A 19,085-nucleotide genomic window follows, 5' to 3' on the forward strand; every position below is an offset into this window, starting at 1 on the left:
TTCCAGCTGACCCACGAAGCCGAGCGCCGCTGGGTGCTGGTCCTGCAGCAGCTCGAGCAGACGCGCATCGCCCTGCTCCGCACCTGAACCACCGTGTCTCCTGCCCTGCTTATCGACCAGGGCTTCCGGCCCGGCCGCCCACAAGCGCGCCGGGCCATCTTTTTGACCGAACACCATGACCGCCACCACCTACACGCCGGAGCTGGGCGCGAAGTTCTGCGCCGCCATGGCCTCCACCACTGACAGTATCACCACCATCTGCAAGCGTAAGGGAATGCCCAGCAAGGCCACCGTGTTCCGTTGGAAGGCCGAGATCACCGAGTTCGCCACGATGTACGAGGCTGCGAAGGTCGAGCAGCTGTACGGGGGAATCGATGAATGCACGGAGATCGCCGACAAGGCACCGCCGACCGCTGAAGGGATCCAGAAGGCCAAGCTGCGCATCGAGACACGCATCAAGGTTGCGCAGCGGCTGAAGCCCAAGGAATTCGGCGACAAGATCACCCAGGAGCTGGTCGGCGCCGGTGGCGGCGCCATCCAGGTGCAGAACGCCGCGGCCCTCACCGACGACCAGCTTGCTGCCATCGCTGCAGGTGCGAAATGCAGCTGACCGCCCAGCAAGCCGCCGCCGTCCTGCTCGAGCGCCGTTCTGCACGCGCCGACCTGGTCACTTTCGCTTCCCGTGTGCCGGTGCCAGGCTCCCCTTCCGAGGATGCCGACGAGGCGGCGCCGATCCCGCTGATCGAGAGCCACCAGGCTGAGCACCACAAGCTGATCCTGCGCGAGCTGCAGGCCTGCATGACGAAGCGACATGGCCGGCTGATGATCATGGCACCGCCGGGCTCCGCGAAGAGCACCTACGCCACCGTGGTCGGCCCGAGCTGGTTTCTGGGTCGCGAGCCGAACCGCCGGGTGATCCTGGCCAGCTACGGCTCGGACCTGGCCGGCCGCCACGGGCGCCGCACCCGTCAACTGCTGCGCGCCCAGGAGACCGAGGGAATCCTGCAATGCAGCCTCAGCCCCGAATCCCGGTCCACCACCGAGTTCGCACTGACCAACGGCAGCGAGTACATCGCCGGCGGCATGATGTCCGGCATGACCGGCAACCGCGCGCACGGCATCGTCATCGACGACCCGATCAAGGGCCGCGAGCAGGCCGATTCCCAGGTGGTGCGCAACAAGACCTTCGCGGCCTACGAGGACGACCTGCTGACCCGCCTGATTCCGGGCGGCTGGGTGGTCATCATCAACACCCGCTGGCACGAGGATGACCTGTGTGGCCGGATTCTGCCTGAAGACTGGGCCGGCGAGTCTGGCGACATCGAGTGCCGCGATGGCAACGTGTGGCGCGTGCTCTGCCTTCAGGCCGAATGCCAGACCAGGACCGATCCGCTTGGCCGCCAGCCCGGCGAGATGCTATGGGCCGAGTGGTTCGACGCGAAGCACTGGGACCAGTTTCGGATGAACCGCCGCACCTGGTCGAGCCTGTACCAGCAGATTCCGGCGCCGGCCGAAGGCATCCTGTTCCGCCAAGACGACATGGGCACCTATACGAAGGTACCGGACGACCTGCGCATCATCGGCGGCAGCGACTATGCGGTCACCCCCGACGGCGGCGACTGGACCGAGCACGGAATCATGGGAATTGCCGAGGACGGTACCTGGTACCTGCTCGACTGGTGGCGCGGCCAGGTCGGCCCCGAGGATTGGATCGAGCGGAAGATCGACATGATGATCCGTTGGTCGCCGCTCGCCTGGTTCGGCGAGGCCGGGCCGATTCGCCGCTCCACCGAGGGCCGGCTGCGTCAGCGCATGATCGATCGCCAGACCAAGTGCCGCATCGAGTGGCTGCCGTCCATTCAGGACAAGGCCACGCGCGCCCAGTCGGCGATCGCGCAGGCCGGCATGGGTCGCATTCTGTGGCCGCGTGCCGCGTGGGTGGCCGAGCTGCAGCGGCAATGTTTAGTCTTCCCGGCCGGCTCACCCGACGATGGCGTAGATGCTCTGTCGATCATGGGTCGCGGCGCGGACACCTTGGGCCGCGCCCTCAAGCCCAAGCTGCAGAGCCGCCCGAAATTGAATTCAACACCAAGCCCCAACGGCTGGATGGGATAAATGGAAACGACGACCGAAAAGACAGACGCCAAGGCGGACGACAAGATCGTCGCCGAGGCCAAGAAGCGCTTCCAGCGCTGCGAGGACTTCGAGTCCGAGACCCGCCCCCTCTGGAAAGCCGATCTCCGCTTCGCCAACGGCGACCCGGACAATGGCTGGCAATGGGACGACATGATGCGCAAGGCGCGCCAGACCGAGAAGCGCCCGTGTCTGACCGTCAACAAGGTGAAGCAGCACAACCGCCAGATCACCAACGATGCGCGCCAGAACAAGCCCAGCATCCGGGTGTACCCGGTGGACAGCGGCGCGGACAAGAAGACCGCTGAAATCCTGAATGGCGTTATCCGGCACATCGAGCAGAACAGCAATGCGGACGTCGCCTACGACACCGCCGCGGAGCATGCCGTCGACGCCGGCCTCGGCTACTGGCGCGTCATCACCGACTATGCCAGCGACGACAGCTTCGATCAGGAGATCTTCATCAAGCGGGTCAAGAACCCGCTGAACATCTACCTGGACCCAGACATTCAGGAGGCCGACGGCAGCGACGCCCGCTTCGGCTTCGTGTTCGAAGACCTGCCACGCGAAGAGTTCCAGGCACGCTATCCGAATGCGGATGCCGCGTCCTGGCCGCTCGATGGCGTCGACGCCTGGCTCAGCAAGGATACCGTCCGCATCTGCGAATACTTCCGCCGGGTCGACCTGGCCGACAAGCTGTTCGTGGACGCCCAGGGCAACGTGCTCAAAGCCTCGGAGATGGACAAGGCCGCACTGGTAGCCGCGGCCGCAGCCGGCTGGCGTTCGCGCCCAGTTCGCCGGCAGCAGGTCGAGTGGTACCTGGTAGCTGGCGACACCCTACTGGAAAAGAAGGACTGGCCCGGCCGCTACATCCCGATCGTGCGCGTGGTGGGCGACGAGGTGGAGATCGACGGCAAGGTCGACCGCAAGGGCCACACGCGCCAGATGAAGGACGCACAGCGCATGTACAACTACAACTCTTCCGCGAGTGTGGAATACGGCGCGCTGCAGACCAAGACACCCATCCTGGCCGCCGCCGAGGCGATCGAGGGCTACGAGGACCACTGGAACAACGCCAACACCCAGAACAAGCCATACCTGCCCTATAACCACGCGGATGCGCAGGGGAACCCGCTGCCGATCCCTCAGCGGATCCAGGCGCCGGCCCCGGCAACTCTCTTCCTGGAAGGTATGCGCGTCTCCTCCGAAGAGATGAAGATGGCCAGCGGCCAGTACGACGCCAGCATGGGAGCGAAGTCGAACGAAACTTCGGGCCGCGCGATCATGGCGCGCCGCGCCCAGGGCGACACGGCCACGTTCCACTTCATCGACAACGAGGCGCGCGCGATCAAGTACACGGGGAAGATCCTGATTGACCTGATCCCGAAGGTTTACGACACGCCACGCCTGGTGCGCATCCTGGGCGAGGACGGCAAGGAGAAGCACGCGCAGATCGACCCGAGCCTCAAGCAGGCCTACGTCCAGCAGCAGGCGCCTGGTGGCGAGTTGCAAGAGATCTACAACCCGAGCATCGGCCGCTACGACGTGGTCGTCGCCGTGGGCCCGAGCTACAGCACGAAACGCCAGGAAGCCTTCCAGACGCTGACCGACATGGCCAGCCGCAGCCCGCAGATTCTTGAGCGCGCTGGCGACTTGGTCATGCGCGCGGCCGACTTCCCGATGGCCGAGGAACTCGCCGAGCGCCTGACACCGCCGGACGTCGCCGCCGCGAAGGAGCAAGGCGCGTCGCCCGAGGTGCAGAAGATGCAGCAGCAGCTCCAGCAGGCACAGTCGCAGCTGCAGACCCTGGGCCAGGAATACAACCAGCTGCACGAAGACAAGGATGCCGCGCGACAGCAGCTGCTGCTCGATCGCTACCGCGCCGAGACCGACCGCCTGAAGATCATCTACCCGACGATGCCGCAGCAGATCTCGCAGGTAATCGCGCAGGAGTTCGGCCTCGAGCTGATCAACGAGCAACCGCTGGTACCGGCCACCGCCGATTCTGGCGCACCACCGGGCCCGCCCGAGGCAGCAGAACCGCAAGCCGAAGAAAACCCGCCGAGCGCGGGTTTTTCTTTGCCCGAACCGCAGTAAAACCCGTACCCGTCCGGATCGACGGGGCTTCAATCTACTTGGGAAACCATGAGCACTGAAACCGAAAGCGGCCTCCCGACGCCGGCGCCCGGCGCCGAAACGGGTGCACACCAGGTCGAGCAGCAAACCAGCACGGAAGCGACCGCCGGGCAACAGCAACAGGAGCAGCAGGGCCAACAAGGCCAGCAGGATCAGCAAGCCGAGCAGCAGGAACAGAAGCGCACCCCCTGGTTCCAGACCCGCATCGACGAGCTGACCCGCGCGCGGCATGACGAGCGCCGCCGGGCCGATGAAGCACAGCAGCAGGCGCTGCGTTACCAGCAGCAGCTCGCCGCGCTTCAGCAGGGCTACCAGCCGGACCAGCAACCGCAGCACCAGGCGCAGGAAGTCGACGTCCGCACCTTGGCGCAGCAGGAAGCAGCCCGCATGGTGGCCGACCAGCGTTTCAACGAGCAGTGCAACAGGATCTACGACCAGGGCACGAAGGAGTTCCAGGACTTCCCCACCGCCGTGGCCAATCTTCAGATGCTGGGCGTCAGCCGAGAATTCCTCGAGCTGGCCACCTCATCCGATGCCGGGGCCAAGCTGCTCCACCACCTGGGCACCGATCTCGACGAAACCGCACGCCTGCTGACCCTTCCTCCTGTGCAGATGGCGCGCGAGCTGACCCGGCTGGAATTCAAGCTGGCCCAGCCCGCGGCGCCGAAACCCGTCAGCAAGGCACCCGCGCCGATCTCTCCGCTCGGCTCGTCCTCATCGACCGATGTCGATCCGACGCGCATGAGCGACTCAGAGTGGTTCGCGCATCGTCAAAAAAACCGCAAATAGGAATCTGAACCATGTCGAATAACATCCTGACCCACCAGATGCTGGCCCGCGAGGCGGCCGCCATGCTGTCCGAGGAGATGAACTTCCTCTCCAACATCAACCGCGGCCGCGAAGACGAATTCAAGTCGCAGCCCAACGGCTACCGCAAGGGCGACAAGGTCGACATCGGCATCCCGCCGGTGCCGACCGTGTTCGACGGCTCGAACTTCGCTGGCGGCGGCACTGCGCCGGACGTCAACGAGCAGAAGGTCACCCTGCAGCTGGCGACCCAGAAGCACGTGCCGCTGACCTTCACCGCGAAGGAAAAGGCGCTCAACATCAGCGACTTCAAGGAGCGCTTCCTGAAGCCGGCGATTAACTCGCTGGGTTCGGTCGTGCAGGCTGACCTGATCAACCGCGCCGTCGTCGCCACCCCGAACGTGGTCGGCACCCCTGGCACCCTGCCGAACACGTTCAAGGTCTACGGCCAGGCCCGTGGCTCCATGGAGCGCTTCATGGCCCCCGAAGGCGACCGCACCGTGCTGCTGAGCTCCGACGCCAGCAACGAGCTGGCCGACGCGATCAAGAACCAACAGAACCCTGGCGACACCGTGAACAAGTCCTTCCTGCAGGGCTACATCACCAAGGCCCAGGGCTTCGGCATGTTCGAGAACCAGTCGCTGCCCATGTTCGCGCTGGGCACCGCGACCGGCTTCACGATCAACGGTGCTGGCCAGACCGGCGCCACGCTGAACATCGGCGGACTGACTGGCGGCTGGACCATCCTGAAGGGCACCGTCTTCACCATCCCGGGCGTCTACGCGGTGCACCCGATCCTGGGCGTCTCGAACGGCAAGCTGCGCCAGTTCGTCGTGACCGCCGACTTCACCGCCGCCGGTGCCACCGGTTCGATCAGCATCTTCCCGGCGCTCTCGGCGACGAGCGCTGCCGTGATCGGCACCGTGTCAGCACTGCCGGGCAACGGCCAAGCTGTCTCACTGGTCGGCTCCGCGTCGACGGCCTACCGCCAGCAGCTGGCGTTCCACAAGAACGCCTTCACCGCGGCGTTCGCCCCGCTGCCGATCCTGGCATCGTGCGAGGGCTACACCGCCTCGGTGAACGGCTTCTCGGTACGCGTCATGACCTTCGGTAACGGCCAGTCCGACACCGAGTCGACCCGTATCGACGTGCTGTACGGCTTCGCGGCCGTCCGCCCGGACCACGCGGCCCGCATCACCGAGTAATCCCGCCAACCCGCGGCGCCTGGCTTCGGCTGGGCGCCGCTACCGGAGAACAAGATGGAATTCCAGGAATACCCGAAGGCCCTTTWCAAGGGCGGCATCATGGCGATGGCTGCCGACGAGGATCGGGAAGACGACTTGCGCGAGGCAGGCCACGCTGAATGGCACGTCGACCAAAAGCGCATGCAGGACGGTGCCACCGTGGCTGAAGCGGCTCTGGAGCCGGCGAAACCCGACACCTCAGCGATCGACGAAGCGAAGGCGCAGCTCGAAGAGCTGGAAATGCACCTGATGGCGAAGGACCACGAACTGTCGGCCAAGGAGCAGGAGCTGGCGACCCGAGAAGCGAAACTCGCAGAAGCGGAAGCGAACCTAGCAGCGCGACTGGCCTCGACCGGAGCCGAGGCTGGCAAGCGCGCAGACGGTCCTGCAACGCCTACCGAGCAGGCTGCCGAGGAAAAGCCGGCTACCAAGCCCCGCAGCAAGCAGGCAGCGGCGCAATGACCACCGCCGGCGACATCATTAACCGTGCGCTGAAGGACGCCGGCGTGATCGCGGCTGGTGAAACGGCGCCGGCCGAGGATGCCGCCGACGCCCTGGCCGCGCTCAACGACATCGTCATGCAGTGGCAAGCCATTCCCGCGTGTGTGCCGCTAGCGCCGTTCGTGCTGGCCCCCTTCGCCGATCAGGCTGACTCGCTCAACCTGCCGCCGCCGTACGAGCCGGCGCTGCGCTACTCGCTGGGCGAGGTGCTGCCGACGGTGTTCTCGCTGCCGGTGCGGCCCGACATCATCCGGCTGGCCGTCCAGGCGCGCAAGGTGCTCAAGCGCGCGAACCTGGTCATTCCTGATGCCGAGATGCCCTGCGCGCTGCAGTTCTGGCGCCGCTTCGGCGTCTACACCGAGGACGACGATGCGTGCTGCTAAACAGTACGACTCCGCCTGCGCTGCGGCGATGCGAACCGCCTGCGGCATGCAGGACGACGACACCTTCTTCGATCGCGCTCGAGCAGCGACTTTCTACGCCCTGTACGCACCTGGGCCAGCCGGCGCGGTGGTGATCGACGGGCCGTTCATCCATGTCGGGTCGGTCAAGCCCTGTGGTCTGGCTGTGCGGCGCATCGTGAACGAAGCCCTCAAGACGCATCCCTTCTTGGTGGCGGCAATCAAAGGTGACCGCCCGAAAGCCGTTGCACTGGCAAGAAAGCTCGGCTTCGACAAGGAAGCGCGGTCGGGCGAATGGACACTTCTCAGGAGAGATGCATGAGCTTTGTAAAGAATATTATCGGCGAGGTCACCGGCTCGCGTGACGCCTCGCGCGCCGCCGACCGTGCCGCCAGCACCCAAGCGCAGTCCGCCGCCGACGCGACGGCAGAAGCCAGGCGCGAGTATGACGTGACGCGCCAGGACCAATTGAACTTGCTCACCCAGCAGCGCAGCGACCAGCAGCCCTGGGTGGACGCGGGCAGGAACGCGCTGACGCAGATCATGCAGGGCATCGGCCCTGACGGCCAGTTCACTATCCAGCCGTACACGGGCGCGGATATCCTCAACGATCCGGGCTACCAATTCCGACAGCAGCAAGGCCAGCAGGCAATCGAACGCAGCGCGGCCGCACGCGGCGGCCTGCTGTCGGGCGCCGCAGCGAAGGCGCTGACCCGCTACAGCCAAGGCGTGGCTTCCGAGGAGTTCAATAACGGATATAACCGCACGAGAAACGATCAGGCCACGGGCTACAACCGGCTGGCGTCCCTGGCCGGCGTCGGTCAGCAAGCCACGAACCAGATCGGCCAAGCCGGGCAGAACGCCTACGGCACCATCGCCTCGGCCGGACAGAACACGTCGAGCGCGGTGCAAAATAACCTGCTCGGCGCCGGAAATGCCAGAGCCTCGGCTTATATCACGCAGGGCAATCAGTGGGGCCGAGACGTCAATATGCTGACGAAGCTGGCCGGACAGTACATGACCGGCGGCATGGGGAAATAAATGGGCATCGATACTTCAATTTATGCGCTGGGCCGCCAGCAACCCGACCTTGCCGATTCGTTCCAGTCTGGCCTTCAGGCTGGGAATCAGAACAGAATCACGAACCTGCTGCTGCAGGATCGCCAGCGCAGTGTGGATCGGGAAAACGGCAAGAACAAGCTGCTGAAGGAGCTTCCGCCCGGAACGACCAGCGAGCAGCTCAGTACCGCGTTTCGTAACAACGGCTACCTCAACGAAGCTGATCAGGTCGATACTGCGATCCAGAATCGCACCAAGACGGCATCCGAAGCCCAGGCGAAGAAGGCCGAGGCGTTCGGCAAGTTCATGACCACCGGCCACGAGCTGCTGGGCCGCGTGGTCGCGACTCCTGACATAGCGACCGCTACGGCCGCGCTCGACGCTTTCCAGCAGTACGGGAAAGCGCTCGGTTTCGACGTCGACGCCGATGTGGCCGCCCAACGGCAGCTGCTGGCCAACCTGCAGACGCCGGACCAGATCAAGCAATGGGCCGCCGGCCATGCCATAGCGACCAAGGAGCTGCTGCCGAAGACCGAGACCCGCAACACGGGTGGCGCGACCGAAACCCTCGCAATCGACCCCGTTACCGGCCAGGTCAAGGTTGTGAACACGGTCAAAAACACCGTGTCGCCAGATGCTGTGCTCCAGGCGAACACCTCGCGCGCGAACACCGCGGCGACGGTGGCGGCGACCGTGCGCGGCCAGGACCTGAACGACGCCCGCGCCCGCGAGCAGCTGGCCCAAGGAAAGGTGCCCTCTGGCTATCGCCAGAACCCGGACGGCACGCTCGTGGCAATCCCCGGCGGCCCGGCCGACCAGGGCAACAAGGCGCCGACCGAGTTTCAGGGCAAGTCGGCAGCGTTCGGCGCGCGCGCGGAGCAGGCAGACAAGATCCTGACTGGCCTGCAGGGGCAATACAGGCCGGCCATGATCAACTCGAAGAACACCGTCGAAAACACGTGGTTGGTCGGTGGCGCGCTGGGCGCGGCAACCAACAAGCTTGGCATGAGCGAAGCTGACCAGAAGGCCGAGCAGGCGCAGCGCGATTTTGTCAATGCCGTGCTGCGCCAGGAATCCGGCGCAGCCATCAGCACAGGTGAGTTCGAGAACGCGCGGAAGCAGTATTTCCCGCAGCCCGGCGATAGCGCAGCGGTGATCCAGCAGAAAGCCGCTAACCGGAAGCTGGCGGTCCAGGGACTTAGAAACAATGCAGGACATGCAGCTTTCTCGGCGCCGGCCGATACTCCAGGCGTCCCCGCCGACATCGCGGCCCTGATCAAGAAACACGGAGGAAAGTAATGCCCACTCGCGAAGAGCTGTACACCGCCCTGCGCAACGCGGATGCGGCTGGCGACGCCGAAGGCGCGCGCAAGCTGGCGACCTATATCCAGGCGCTGCCCGCTGACGCCGGCGCACCGGCTCAGGCCGGCCCGTTGAAGTTCAAGACGGCGCCGGCCAACAGCCCGGACAACCTGGCCGGCCGGGTCGCCGCCGGCGCGGCCCTGGGCATTGCCGACGTCGGGCGCACGGTGCTGAACCTCGCCGGCAAGCTGCCGCTGCCGGAAGCCGCCCAGCAGTTCATCCGCACAAAGAACGCTGACTTCGACGCGCTGACCGAGGCGAACAAGGATTCGACCGGCTTCAACCTCGGTCGCGTCGGAGGCAACATAGCCGCAACGCTGCCGGTTGGCGGAGCGCTGGCCCAAGGTCTTTCGAAGATCCCGATAGTCGCACGTGCTGCCGCGCCACTGGTCAATTCCATCGGGTCGAGCGGCTTCGTCACCGGGCTGCCACAGGCAACTACCATCGGCGGCAAGCTCGCGCAGATGGGCATCCGATCAGCCGGTGGCGCAATCACTGGCGGCGCATCTGCCGCGCTGGTCGACCCTGACCATGCCGCTCGCGGTGCAGCGATCAGCGCTGCCTTGCCGCCCGCACTGGTCGGCGCAGGCAAGCTCGCCAGCTACGGCGGCAACGCGCTAATGTCGCTTATCGAGCCATTTACCGAAGCTGGCCGTGCCACGATTGTCGGGCGTACGCTAAACCGGTTTGCCGACGACCCGAGCAAGATTGCTGCTGCGTCTGGCGGACAATCGGTCACCGGTGCACTTCCAACTGTCGCCGAGGCGACCGGCGACGCTGGTATTGCACGCCTGCAGGACGCGCTGCGCTCGGTAGACCCGCAGATCGAAAACATGATCGGTGGCCGGCTAGCCGCGAACAACGCTGCACGCGTCAACACGCTGCAGGGAATCGCCAAGTCCCCATCGGACCGCGAGGCAGCTGTAGCCGCTGTCGAGGCCAAGGCGAAGCAGTTGTATGGCGAAGCATTCCAGGAGAATGTCCCGGTAACTCCTGCTCTGCAACGCCTGGTCAGCAAGCCGTCGGTGCAGAAGGCCGAGGCGCGAGCGATCCAGCTGGCGCGCGAGCAAGGGACGCCGTTTGAAGCGCGCTTGGAGGACATGCGGCCACGCAGCGTGTATGCGGGCATGCGCGAGCTTCCAGAATCTGGCTTTGTCGTGCCGGACAACCCGGGCCCGGTCTACGCCGGCACGCGTCGGCTACCAGATTCCATCGTGGACGACGTGAGCCAACAAGTTTCTCCGCTGACCATGAACCCACAGCCTGTCGTGACGCCGCGGCGCATCCCGGGAGATTCGGTCGACATGTACATCGACCTGCCCGCCGGCGTGAGGAATATGTCGGTGCCCAGCGGCCGCGCGCCAACCTTCGTCGACATCCCGCCGGTGGAATCAGTGCCGGTACGGGACATGCACACACTGAAGATGGGCATGGACGCACTGCTGTCCGACCCAACGCTCGGCATCGCCGGGCGCGAGGCCGCAGCCGTCATGGCGACCCGCAACAAGCTACTCGATCTTCTGCCGGAGTCGTACCAAGTAGCGCGGCAAAGCCACATTCAGATGAACAGGCCAGTCAATCAGATGGACATCGGGAATCGGCTGCTGCAGGCCTATTCCTCGGCGACGAAGGACCTCTCGGGGAATCCGCAATTGCGAGCTGAAGCGTTCAATCGGGCTTTACAGGACGAAGGGAAGCTCATCAAGCAGGCGACTGGCGTCAAGGGTATCAAGAGCCTAGCCGACGTGATGGAGCCTGAACAGATCGCGGCGATTCGTGGTGTGGCTGATGAACTCGGTCAGACGGCTGCTGTTGCTCGAGCCGGAAACGGGCCTGGCTCGGCATCTGCGCAGCGGCTGGCCTCGCAAAACATTCTTCAGTCGCTACTGGGGAACACTCTCGCAGAGAGCGCCTTCACCAATACGGTGCTCGGCAAACCGCTGAATATGCTGTATGGCGGCGTGGCCGATCCAAAGATTCAAAAGCTCTTGGCGGATGCAGTGCTTGATCCGAATACGGCGGCGCTGCTGGCGCGTCAGCAGGCTACGAGCGGTCGATCCGCCCTGGAACGATTCCTTGAGAATCCGATTTTCGCTCAGCCTCTACTTCGCGTAGCTCCCGCAAGTTCGCACGACCGCTGAGCATGCCCTCGAAGAACTTCCAGACGAAGACGATCGCCACCAGGACGATGAATTTCCAGAGCAGGTAATCGGTGTAGTTCATGTCTCGCTGGGCTTCGGCCTGTTTGTGTTGTTGAGAAAGCATTGTAGCCCACCCTCACCCAGTGGGCTTTTTTTACGACAAATACCATGCAAATTCCATTCGTAGGCGGCGCCTATGCCCTCCGCTCGCGCGGCATGGACGCCCAGCGCAGCATCAACCTGTTCCCGGTGGTCGACCAGAGCGGCGGCGCGCGCACGGTAACCGCCATGTACGGCACGCCCGGCTTGCGCCTGCTGCTGGCCCTGCCCGGCGCCGGTGGCATCCGTGGGATGCACGTGCCGTCGGTCGGCGATCCGATCATCGTGCAGGGGTCGTCGGTCTTCCGCGTCAATGCAGTATGGGGTGCAACCCTGGTCGGCACGTTGGCCACCGCTACCGGACCGGTGTCGATCGCCGACAACGGCAAAACGGCCATGATCGTCGACGGTGCAAACGGCTACAGCCTGGGGCTAACCGACAACACCCTGAAGCAGATCGTCGACGAAGCCTTCTACGGCGCGAACTGGGTGGTCTACCTCGACGGCTACTTCATCTTCAACAAGCCGGGCACCGCGCAGTTCTACATCTCCAGTCTGTTCGCCACGACGTTCGACGCCCTGGATTTTGCCAGCGTCGAGGGCACGGCCGATCAGATCGTGCGCCACATCGTCGACCACCGGGAGCTGTGGTTCTTCAAGCGGAACAACATCGAGGTTTGGGTGAACAGCGGCGACGCCGACTTCCCGCTGTCACGCACCTCGACATCGATCCAGGTCGGCTGCTCGGCGCCCTGGTCGGTGGCGCGCATGGATAACTCCCTGATCTGGCTCGGCGCCGACGATTCGGGCTCCCTGGCCGTGTATCGGGCACAGGGCTACCAGCCGGCACGCATCTCGACGGAAGCGATCGACTACGCGATATCGCAGTACGCAACGGTCAGCGATGCGATCGCCTACGCCTACGAGCACGAGGGGCACACGTTCTACGTGCTGTCGTTCCCGACCGCGAACGCGACCTGGGTGTTCGATGCCGCAACCGGTGAATGGCACGAGCGCCTGTGGCGTGATCCGGCCGGGGGCAGCCTGAACCGGCACCGCTCGAACTGCCATATCGCTTTCGCCGGCCAGCACGTGGTGGGCGACTGGGAGAACGGCAATCTGTATGCACTGGACATGGACTGCTACACCGACAACGGCGCGCCGCTGCCGCGCATCCGGGTGACCGGGTACGTCGCGAATCCGGAATCGCACCACATGCACTTCGATTCGGTGCAGGTGGAGTTCGAGGCTGGTGTCGGCCTGCAGTCTGGCCAGGGGAGCGATCCGCAAGCGGTGCTGGAGTGGTCGGACAAAGCCAAGGTCTGGAGCCACCAGCACGCGCGCTCGATCGGCTCCGTTGGTAACTACAACGCCAGGGCCATCTGGCGACGCCTGGGGCGCAGCCGTAGCCGGGTGTTCCGCCTGACGCTCTCCGACCCGGTCAAGGTGGTGATCCTCGGCGGATCCGGGCAGGTCAGGATGGGCACCTCATGAAGGTGACTCCGCCCTCATCCCGGGAGCCGGCAATCGATCCGCGCACCGGCCTGTTCTCCCGCACCTGGTTCAACTACTTCCAGCAGCTGTTCGACCGTGTGGGCGGCGTGGCCGCCGAACTTCTCAGCCTGGCCGACTTTACCGGCAAGAGCCAGCTGCTGGGCGAAACCGGCTATCAGGTCTTCCCCGGCGGCCTGATGCGGCAGTGGGGTGCGGCAGCGACCGACGACCAGGGCACCGTGGTGATCGAGTTCCCGATGCCCTTCAAGGTGCGATGCGTCACGCTGAAGTGCGAGGAAACGGGCGCTACGGAGCCCAGCGGCATCACGTTCTCGCACGGCGAACCGGCCGCTGACCAGGTGACCGTGTTCAGCTCGGGCGCAGGGACCACGAATGCAGCAAAGCGCTTCACGTGGGAAGCGATCGGGTACTGACCGAACAATTTTCAACACAGGCCGCCTCTGGGCGGCTTTTTTCTTGGAGCAATCGATGCCGAGCTTACTCCCGACCGGGAAGCAGCAGTTCACCAACAACGTAGGCGTGCCACTCGCGGGCGGGAAGATCTACACCTTCGACGCCGGCACCACCACGCCGAAGGCTACCTATCAGGATGCCGCAGGTGCCGTCGAGAACCCGAATCCGATCATCCTTAACGCCCGGGGCGAGGCCCTGGTGTTCTGGGACGGCGCCTACGACGTCAAGGTCACTGACGCGAACGGCATCGTGATCTACACGGTAACGAACTATTCGAACCGCACCGACGTTTCCAGCATCATCTACGCCGGCGCGCAGCTGGGCGACATCCTGAAAACGTCATTGCACAAGGTCGTGGGCTCCGTCTCGGCGCTGCGTGCTGTCGACAAGAGCAAGAACACCCAGGTGATGGTGACTGGCTACTACGCTCCTGGCGATGGCGGCGGCGGCATCTACTACTTCGACGCCGCGGACTCTGCCTCGGCCGACAACGGCGGTACAGTGATCGTGGCGGCGGATGGCGGCCGCTGGAAGATCGCAGCGACCTCGGAAATCAGCGTGAAACAGTTCGGCGCCAAGGGCGGCGGCGTGACCGACGACGCCGCGGCGCTGCAGAAGGCGGCCAACGCCCTGCCGAACGGCGGCGCGCTCTACTTCCCGGCCGGTACGTACATCGTCGACACCGCCTGTGTGACCTTCCTCAACAAACAGCGGATTCGCGTCTTCGGCGACGGCAAGGCCACCGTCGTGCGCCCTTCGGTGCAGGGCGTTGCGCCCGTGAAGCAGGATTACCCGAGCACGATCCAGTTCGACCTGTGCAGCTACCTGACCGTGCACGACATGGTCATCGAGAGCAAGGGCGAATCGTACGGCAACATCGACGCCTACGGCGCCCTCGCCGGCGGCGATCCGCGTGCCCAGGCGATCGGCAAGTTCGGCGGCAGCGCCCTGGTGGTCTCGCGCAGCGACAACGTGCTGATCGAGAATATCGATGCGCGCCGCTGCGGCTCGTGCGGCGTGGTGTACCTGTCGTCCTGCGAAGACGTCGTCGTGATCAACTGCTTCGCCAACGCCCGCAGCGTGGGCTACGCCGGCTTCGCGATCGACAACTGGGCCCACAGCGATCTCAAGCCGAAGCGCACTTACAAGCTTGTGGCCTGCCGCGTCGCCAAGGAAGATGCGGACGTCTCGGCCAAGGCCGGCATCGCGGCCGAGGGCGACCAGGAAACTGGCCGCCTGATCAATCTCGAGGTGGCCGGCGGCACCTTCGAAGACTGCGCGACCGGGAGCAACGTGCTGTACCTCGGCGCCGGCATCAGCTGCTTCGAAACGCGCCTGACGATGTCGGGTGTATCGGTGAAGAACTGCTACATCGGCGTTTCGTGGCAAAAGCGCGGCGGTGCCGTCGACAAATCGTGGTGCCGGGTCTCGGGCGGCTACTTCGACGCCTGCGCCGTCACTGGCGCCCACGTCGCGATCGGCACGGCCAACGGCGGCGCCGACGTCTCCTTCATCGGCGTGCGCATGGACATTCAGCCGACTTCATACTGGGCCGCTCAGGCAAGCCAGGTTTTCAACGTGTCCAGCGGGGTCACGGTGGCCGGCTACACCAGCGGCGAGATCAATGTCGTCGGATGCCGGATCAATGGCGGGCAGTATGGGTTGTGGGCGGTCGACAATGTGGCGTTCAACGTGAGTGGCGCCGATATCGCGGGCAGCCTGGCCGCGATCCGCACGTATGGCGGCGGCAACCTGAAGGTCTCGGGGAGCCGACTGCGTGTGACGTCTGGCGATCGCGTCATTGGGCGCGACACGGGCAACCTGGCCGCGACGGCGAGCTACAACATGTTCACCTATGTGAGCAGCAATACGTTGGAGTGCTTCGGGAATACCACGTCGGATTACGGCCTGATCCTGAGCGGGAATCCGGCGCTGTTCAACGAGACCCAGGTCGCGCGCAACTCTATGCCGAAGGGCGTGATTTCGGCCCCGATGGGGTCCGCAACCCTGTACGACGTCGATGTGCCGTTTGTGTGGGCACCGGTAATTCAGGGCGATGCAGTTGGAGGCACCTACGAGATCAACGCGGCGCTCACGCGGGCGACCGCCACCCGTGTCGGCAACCTGGTGCACATCAACGCGTACATCGTGCTCGCTGCTGCGATCACTGGCGGCGGGACCGGCAACCTGATGGTGTCCGGCATCCCGTTCCCGAAGCGCGCGAACTCCGCCGCGTATGGCATCGGCGCGTTCTCCGGCATCGACTACGGAAACGGTACACAGATCAGCTGCTATTTCGGCACCACCGGCGCCGCATCGAGCCTGCTGTTCTGGCAGACGGCGGACAACGCCAGCGTGACCCTGCTACCGATCTCTGGCGCCCATGCCGGAAACGTCATTGCTTTTTCCATCACCTACGAAATCTAACCATGAAAGTCCAAGATATGAGCGAACCCATTACCACCGGCGCGGCCGGCGTAGCAGGCTGGAAACTGCTGTCCGGCCTCGCCGCAACCGGTGCCATCGGTGCAGGCTTCGCCGCCTTCGTCGTCATGAGCATGACCAAGCCCAAGGATGAGAAAGAATGGCGCGTAGCCCTGGCCAGCACCCTGGTCGGCTCAATCGGCGGCGGCGCCGCGCTGGTGCGCTACCTCGGGATTCAGCACTGGGCTGCTGATCCCTTCGGCATGGTCGCGATGCTGGCCCTGTCGTTCGCCTGTGGCCTGCCAGCCTGGGCCTTGGTGCGCGCGCTGTTCAACTACCTGAACAAGAAGAAGGACGCCGACCTGGCTGAGATCGTCAAGGACGTGAAGGAGATGGTGTGAGCCCGAACCTTCGCGCCTTCCTGCAGATGATCGCCGTCAGCGAGCTCACCGCGCGGCTCCTCACCATCTCGGACAACGGCTACAACATCCTGGTCGGCAGCACGCCGGACCACCCGCGCCTTTTCTCCAGCTATACCGACCATCCCCGGCAGCTGGTCGATCTGCCGAGGCTCGGCGTGAAGTCGACGGCAGCCGGACGTTACCAGATCCTCGCGCGCTACTTCGACACGTACAAGAAGCAGCTCGGCCTGAAGGACTTCTCGCCGGCCAGTCAGGACGCGATCGCCGTCCAGATGATCCGCGAGTGCGGAGCGCTGGGCGACATCGAAGCCGGCCGCCTGGCCACCGCGATCAACAAGTGCCGCTCGCGCTGGGCTTCGCTGCCGGGCGCCGGCTACGGTCAGCGCGAGAACGACTTCGACACGCTCGCACTTGCTTTCCGCCGCTCCGGCGGGGTGATCGCATGAGCGCGCTCGAGCGGCTGACGGCCGGCGTGGTCCTGGTGCTGATCCTGCTGCTGGGCGGCGCCTGGTGGGTTCACCACTGCGGCGCCGAGCAGTACCAGGCCGGCTACGAAGCGGCCGTCGCTGCCGGCAAGGAAGTCCGCGACAGCGCCGCCACCGCCAACCTCGCCATCGAATCGGGCCTGCGCACGCGCTTGCTCGAGCAAGACACACTCGCTCTACGAAAGGAACAGGAATATGCATCGAACCTCGAAGCTGCTCAGCGCCGCGTGCGCACTGGCGTTGACAGCCTGCGCTGCCCGGCAGCCAGTCCCGTACAGCCCGCCACCCCGGCCGGTGATCGACCCGCTGCCGCCGAACCTGCTGCTGACCGAGAAGGACCGGACCTTGTGCCGGAGGCTGCTGCAGCGCTTCTCGGCGACGCCGCAGACGTTGCGGGACTCGTGCGGCGATACCAGCAGGTCGTCGACCGGTTCGACGCCTGCCGCGCCGTGAACGCGAAGTGATGGAGATCCACCTGCTCACCCCGCAGGGCGATCAACTGGTGGTGGAAGTGGTCGACGGCCGGGTCATCGTGCCGTCTGCGCCGCCCGCCGCTGCGCCGGCTCAGCCAGCACCCGGCAAATGAGCGCGAAGCCGGCGCCGCGCTCAGCCAGGAACCGCGCCGCGGCGCGGACGCCGGCCTGCTTGGCCAGCACCAGGGCCAGCTCGACGTCGGCGGCCAGGCGGCAGTTTGGGCGGTCGGTGGGCATCCGGTAATGGTGCCGGCGCCGTCGAGGTAGGGGTTGCGCTACCTCAAGAGTTATACTCGACCGCATGTATGCCAAAGTCAAACGCCTGCGCCACCGCGGCCAGCGCCTCACGGACCAAGAAATCGCCAACACCCAGCCTGTCGAGGGCGAACTCTCGATGTCCGGCCAGCAGTGGACGCTTGAGCGAGTCATGTCTCTGCGGAACCCGAGCGACAGCGTCAGCCCGTCCCTGATTCCCGATCTATGCAGGGTCGAGCTGGTCGGCCTGCGCAACGAGAAGATGATGTTCTGGGGTGTCGAGCGGCCCCAGGGCGAGACCGGGCCGGAATACATCCAGGAATGGGCGGTCGTGGTCGTGACGCGTTAGAATGCCATCAAGACGCCACATCCCGCTTCGCAAAACCTCAGCAGCACTTCGCATAAATTACGCGCCACCCTCGTAAGTCTCTGATATAACTCGGCTTTGGTTTCCGGTCACCGGCACCATCAGGATCTAGCCGATCCGCTCTCCCAACCATCGCTGGAAGTCGCCAACCATGTCGCCGTCGAGCACGTGGCCGGCCGCATACTCGCGGTATTCCAGCGGCACCCCCAACTCCTCCAGCAGCGCACGCGCCTTGTGGGCGAAATGGATGCCGAGGGTCTGGTCGCCCACGCCGTGGCTGACGAAAGCCTGCAGCCTGCCCAGCCGCGGATCGCTGCGGTCCACCAGCGGCAGGATCTCGGGCAGGATGCGGCCGCTGAGCAGGCCGAAACCGGCCACGCTGCGCGGCGCCGTCAGCCCGACACTGGCGCTCATGATGCCGCCCTGGCTGAAGCCGGCGATCCAGGTCTTTTGCGGGTCGACGCCATGCGCCACCGGCAGCTCGCCGATGAACCGCAGCAGCTTGAGCCTCGACTCCTCGGCCTGGTCGGGGTCGATGGCCGGTCCGGTGGGCGTGAACTTCACCTGGAACCAGCCGAAGCGGCCGGGCGCGAACACCAGCGGGCCGCGCAGCAGGATCACGGCCAGGCGCGGATCGAGCCGGCGCGCCATCTCGACGAATCCCGACTCGTTGGCGCCGACGCCGTGCAGGAGCAGCAGGCAGGGCGCCTTGTCCTGGCCCGCTTGCGGCGGGCGGATGCGGTAGGCGAGCCCGGACGCCGGATCCGTGTGGAGTTCAGCGAGCGTGTCTAACATATCGTTCCTTTTC

General features: G+C 65.1%; 20 protein-coding genes. 18 read left to right on the forward strand and 2 right to left on the reverse strand.

The window, feature by feature from the left end; all coding sequences use genetic code 11:
• Nucleotides 1–175: 175 nt before the first annotated feature.
• The 17 genes from AC1DIX_RS13975 to AC1DIX_RS14055 all read left to right on the forward strand — a co-directional run bounded on the left by AC1DIX_RS13975 (nt 176) and on the right by AC1DIX_RS14055 (nt 17,646).
• On the forward strand, nt 176–610 hold the full coding sequence (locus tag AC1DIX_RS13975) for a terminase small subunit-like protein (protein ID WP_477325066.1): 435 nt from the start codon (nt 176–178) through the stop codon (nt 608–610).
• A complete protein-coding gene (locus AC1DIX_RS13980) occupies nt 601–2,115 on the forward strand; it encodes a terminase large subunit domain-containing protein (protein ID WP_477325068.1) in 1,515 nt (504 codons plus the stop codon). Before AC1DIX_RS13975 ends, AC1DIX_RS13980 begins: the two co-directional genes overlap by 10 nt.
• Nucleotides 2,116–4,230 carry a portal protein gene (locus AC1DIX_RS13985; RefSeq protein ID WP_477325070.1) on the forward strand — a complete coding sequence of 705 codons (2,115 nt, stop codon included), beginning with the start codon at nt 2,116–2,118 and terminating at the stop codon, nt 4,228–4,230.
• Between the two features lie 48 nt (nt 4,231–4,278).
• Entirely contained in the window at nt 4,279–5,058 is a 780-nt protein-coding gene (locus AC1DIX_RS13990; protein WP_477325072.1) for a hypothetical protein, read from the forward strand.
• Between the two features lie 11 nt (nt 5,059–5,069).
• On the forward strand, nt 5,070–6,281 hold the full coding sequence (locus AC1DIX_RS13995; protein ID WP_477325074.1) for a P22 phage major capsid protein family protein: 1,212 nt from the start codon (nt 5,070–5,072) through the stop codon (nt 6,279–6,281).
• A gap of 54 nt (nt 6,282–6,335) precedes the next feature.
• Nucleotides 6,336–6,782 (forward strand): hypothetical protein, encoded by a 447-nt coding sequence (locus tag AC1DIX_RS14000; protein ID WP_477325076.1) that lies wholly within the window; start codon nt 6,336–6,338, stop codon nt 6,780–6,782.
• A complete protein-coding gene (locus AC1DIX_RS14005) occupies nt 6,779–7,204 on the forward strand; it encodes a hypothetical protein (RefSeq protein WP_477325078.1) in 426 nt (141 codons plus the stop codon). Before AC1DIX_RS14000 ends, AC1DIX_RS14005 begins: the two co-directional genes overlap by 4 nt.
• Nucleotides 7,191–7,544 carry a hypothetical protein gene (locus AC1DIX_RS14010; protein WP_477325080.1) on the forward strand — a complete coding sequence of 118 codons (354 nt, stop codon included), beginning with the start codon at nt 7,191–7,193 and terminating at the stop codon, nt 7,542–7,544. The genes AC1DIX_RS14005 and AC1DIX_RS14010 overlap by 14 nt, the downstream gene beginning before the upstream one ends.
• Nucleotides 7,541–8,263, forward strand: coding sequence for a hypothetical protein (locus AC1DIX_RS14015; RefSeq protein ID WP_477325082.1), 723 nt, complete (start codon nt 7,541–7,543; stop codon nt 8,261–8,263). The genes AC1DIX_RS14010 and AC1DIX_RS14015 overlap by 4 nt, the downstream gene beginning before the upstream one ends.
• On the forward strand, nt 8,264–9,580 hold the full coding sequence (locus AC1DIX_RS14020; RefSeq protein WP_477325084.1) for a hypothetical protein: 1,317 nt from the start codon (nt 8,264–8,266) through the stop codon (nt 9,578–9,580). It begins immediately after the preceding gene.
• Nucleotides 9,580–11,784, forward strand: a complete 2,205-nt coding sequence (locus AC1DIX_RS14025; RefSeq protein ID WP_477325086.1) for a hypothetical protein — start codon at nt 9,580–9,582, stop codon at nt 11,782–11,784. Before AC1DIX_RS14020 ends, AC1DIX_RS14025 begins: the two co-directional genes overlap by 1 nt.
• Nucleotides 11,785–11,952: 168 nt before the next feature.
• Nucleotides 11,953–13,377, forward strand: coding sequence for a hypothetical protein (locus AC1DIX_RS14030; protein ID WP_477325088.1), 1,425 nt, complete (start codon nt 11,953–11,955; stop codon nt 13,375–13,377).
• Nucleotides 13,374–13,811, forward strand: coding sequence for a gp53-like domain-containing protein (locus tag AC1DIX_RS14035; protein ID WP_477325090.1), 438 nt, complete (start codon nt 13,374–13,376; stop codon nt 13,809–13,811). The genes AC1DIX_RS14030 and AC1DIX_RS14035 overlap by 4 nt, the downstream gene beginning before the upstream one ends.
• 55 nt (nt 13,812–13,866) lie before the next feature.
• Nucleotides 13,867–16,278, forward strand: a complete 2,412-nt coding sequence (locus AC1DIX_RS14040; protein ID WP_477325092.1) for a glycosyl hydrolase family 28-related protein — start codon at nt 13,867–13,869, stop codon at nt 16,276–16,278.
• Between the two features lie 2 nt (nt 16,279–16,280).
• Complete coding sequence (locus AC1DIX_RS14045) at nt 16,281–16,676, forward strand: hypothetical protein (protein ID WP_477325094.1); 396 nt, start codon at nt 16,281–16,283, stop codon at nt 16,674–16,676.
• Nucleotides 16,673–17,143 carry a glycoside hydrolase family 24 protein gene (locus AC1DIX_RS14050; protein ID WP_477325096.1) on the forward strand — a complete coding sequence of 157 codons (471 nt, stop codon included), beginning with the start codon at nt 16,673–16,675 and terminating at the stop codon, nt 17,141–17,143. Before AC1DIX_RS14045 ends, AC1DIX_RS14050 begins: the two co-directional genes overlap by 4 nt.
• The gene (locus AC1DIX_RS14055) at nt 17,140–17,646 is read left to right on the forward strand and encodes a hypothetical protein (protein WP_477325098.1); all 507 of its coding nucleotides are present in this window, start codon (nt 17,140–17,142) and stop codon (nt 17,644–17,646) included. The genes AC1DIX_RS14050 and AC1DIX_RS14055 overlap by 4 nt, the downstream gene beginning before the upstream one ends.
• Before the next feature lie 63 nt (nt 17,647–17,709).
• On the opposite strand, the gene AC1DIX_RS14060 is transcribed toward AC1DIX_RS14055, so the two are convergent.
• A complete protein-coding gene (locus AC1DIX_RS14060; protein ID WP_477325100.1) occupies nt 17,710–17,892 on the reverse strand; it encodes a hypothetical protein in 183 nt (60 codons plus the stop codon).
• Between the two features lie 64 nt (nt 17,893–17,956).
• Here AC1DIX_RS14060 and AC1DIX_RS14065 point away from each other — a divergent pair, with 64 nt between their 5' ends.
• Nucleotides 17,957–18,259 carry a hypothetical protein gene (locus tag AC1DIX_RS14065; protein ID WP_477325102.1) on the forward strand — a complete coding sequence of 101 codons (303 nt, stop codon included), beginning with the start codon at nt 17,957–17,959 and terminating at the stop codon, nt 18,257–18,259.
• A gap of 126 nt (nt 18,260–18,385) precedes the next feature.
• On the opposite strand, the gene AC1DIX_RS14070 is transcribed toward AC1DIX_RS14065, so the two are convergent.
• A complete protein-coding gene (locus AC1DIX_RS14070) occupies nt 18,386–19,072 on the reverse strand; it encodes an alpha/beta hydrolase (protein ID WP_477325104.1) in 687 nt (228 codons plus the stop codon).
• Between the last annotated feature and the right edge of the window lie 13 nt (nt 19,073–19,085).

The sequence above is a fragment of the Massilia sp. 05N420 genome, from assembly GCF_056397205.1.

Coding starts and splice junctions, on each gene's coding strand:
- AC1DIX_RS13975 (WP_477325066.1), top strand. CDS start 176: ATGACCGCCACCACCTACACGCCGGAGCTGGGCGCGAAGTTCTGCGCC.
- AC1DIX_RS13980 (WP_477325068.1), top strand. CDS start 601: ATGCAGCTGACCGCCCAGCAAGCCGCCGCCGTCCTGCTCGAGCGCCGT.
- AC1DIX_RS13985 (WP_477325070.1), top strand. CDS start 2,116: ATGGAAACGACGACCGAAAAGACAGACGCCAAGGCGGACGACAAGATC.
- AC1DIX_RS13990 (WP_477325072.1), top strand. CDS start 4,279: ATGAGCACTGAAACCGAAAGCGGCCTCCCGACGCCGGCGCCCGGCGCC.
- AC1DIX_RS13995 (WP_477325074.1), top strand. CDS start 5,070: ATGTCGAATAACATCCTGACCCACCAGATGCTGGCCCGCGAGGCGGCC.
- AC1DIX_RS14005 (WP_477325078.1), top strand. CDS start 6,779: ATGACCACCGCCGGCGACATCATTAACCGTGCGCTGAAGGACGCCGGC.
- AC1DIX_RS14010 (WP_477325080.1), top strand. CDS start 7,191: ATGCGTGCTGCTAAACAGTACGACTCCGCCTGCGCTGCGGCGATGCGA.
- AC1DIX_RS14015 (WP_477325082.1), top strand. CDS start 7,541: ATGAGCTTTGTAAAGAATATTATCGGCGAGGTCACCGGCTCGCGTGAC.
- AC1DIX_RS14020 (WP_477325084.1), top strand. CDS start 8,264: ATGGGCATCGATACTTCAATTTATGCGCTGGGCCGCCAGCAACCCGAC.
- AC1DIX_RS14025 (WP_477325086.1), top strand. CDS start 9,580: ATGCCCACTCGCGAAGAGCTGTACACCGCCCTGCGCAACGCGGATGCG.
- AC1DIX_RS14030 (WP_477325088.1), top strand. CDS start 11,953: ATGCAAATTCCATTCGTAGGCGGCGCCTATGCCCTCCGCTCGCGCGGC.
- AC1DIX_RS14035 (WP_477325090.1), top strand. CDS start 13,374: ATGAAGGTGACTCCGCCCTCATCCCGGGAGCCGGCAATCGATCCGCGC.
- AC1DIX_RS14040 (WP_477325092.1), top strand. CDS start 13,867: ATGCCGAGCTTACTCCCGACCGGGAAGCAGCAGTTCACCAACAACGTA.
- AC1DIX_RS14045 (WP_477325094.1), top strand. CDS start 16,281: ATGAAAGTCCAAGATATGAGCGAACCCATTACCACCGGCGCGGCCGGC.
- AC1DIX_RS14055 (WP_477325098.1), top strand. CDS start 17,140: ATGAGCGCGCTCGAGCGGCTGACGGCCGGCGTGGTCCTGGTGCTGATC.
- AC1DIX_RS14060 (WP_477325100.1), bottom strand. CDS start 17,892: ATGCCCACCGACCGCCCAAACTGCCGCCTGGCCGCCGACGTCGAGCTG.
- AC1DIX_RS14065 (WP_477325102.1), top strand. CDS start 17,957: ATGTATGCCAAAGTCAAACGCCTGCGCCACCGCGGCCAGCGCCTCACG.
- AC1DIX_RS14070 (WP_477325104.1), bottom strand. CDS start 19,072: ATGTTAGACACGCTCGCTGAACTCCACACGGATCCGGCGTCCGGGCTC.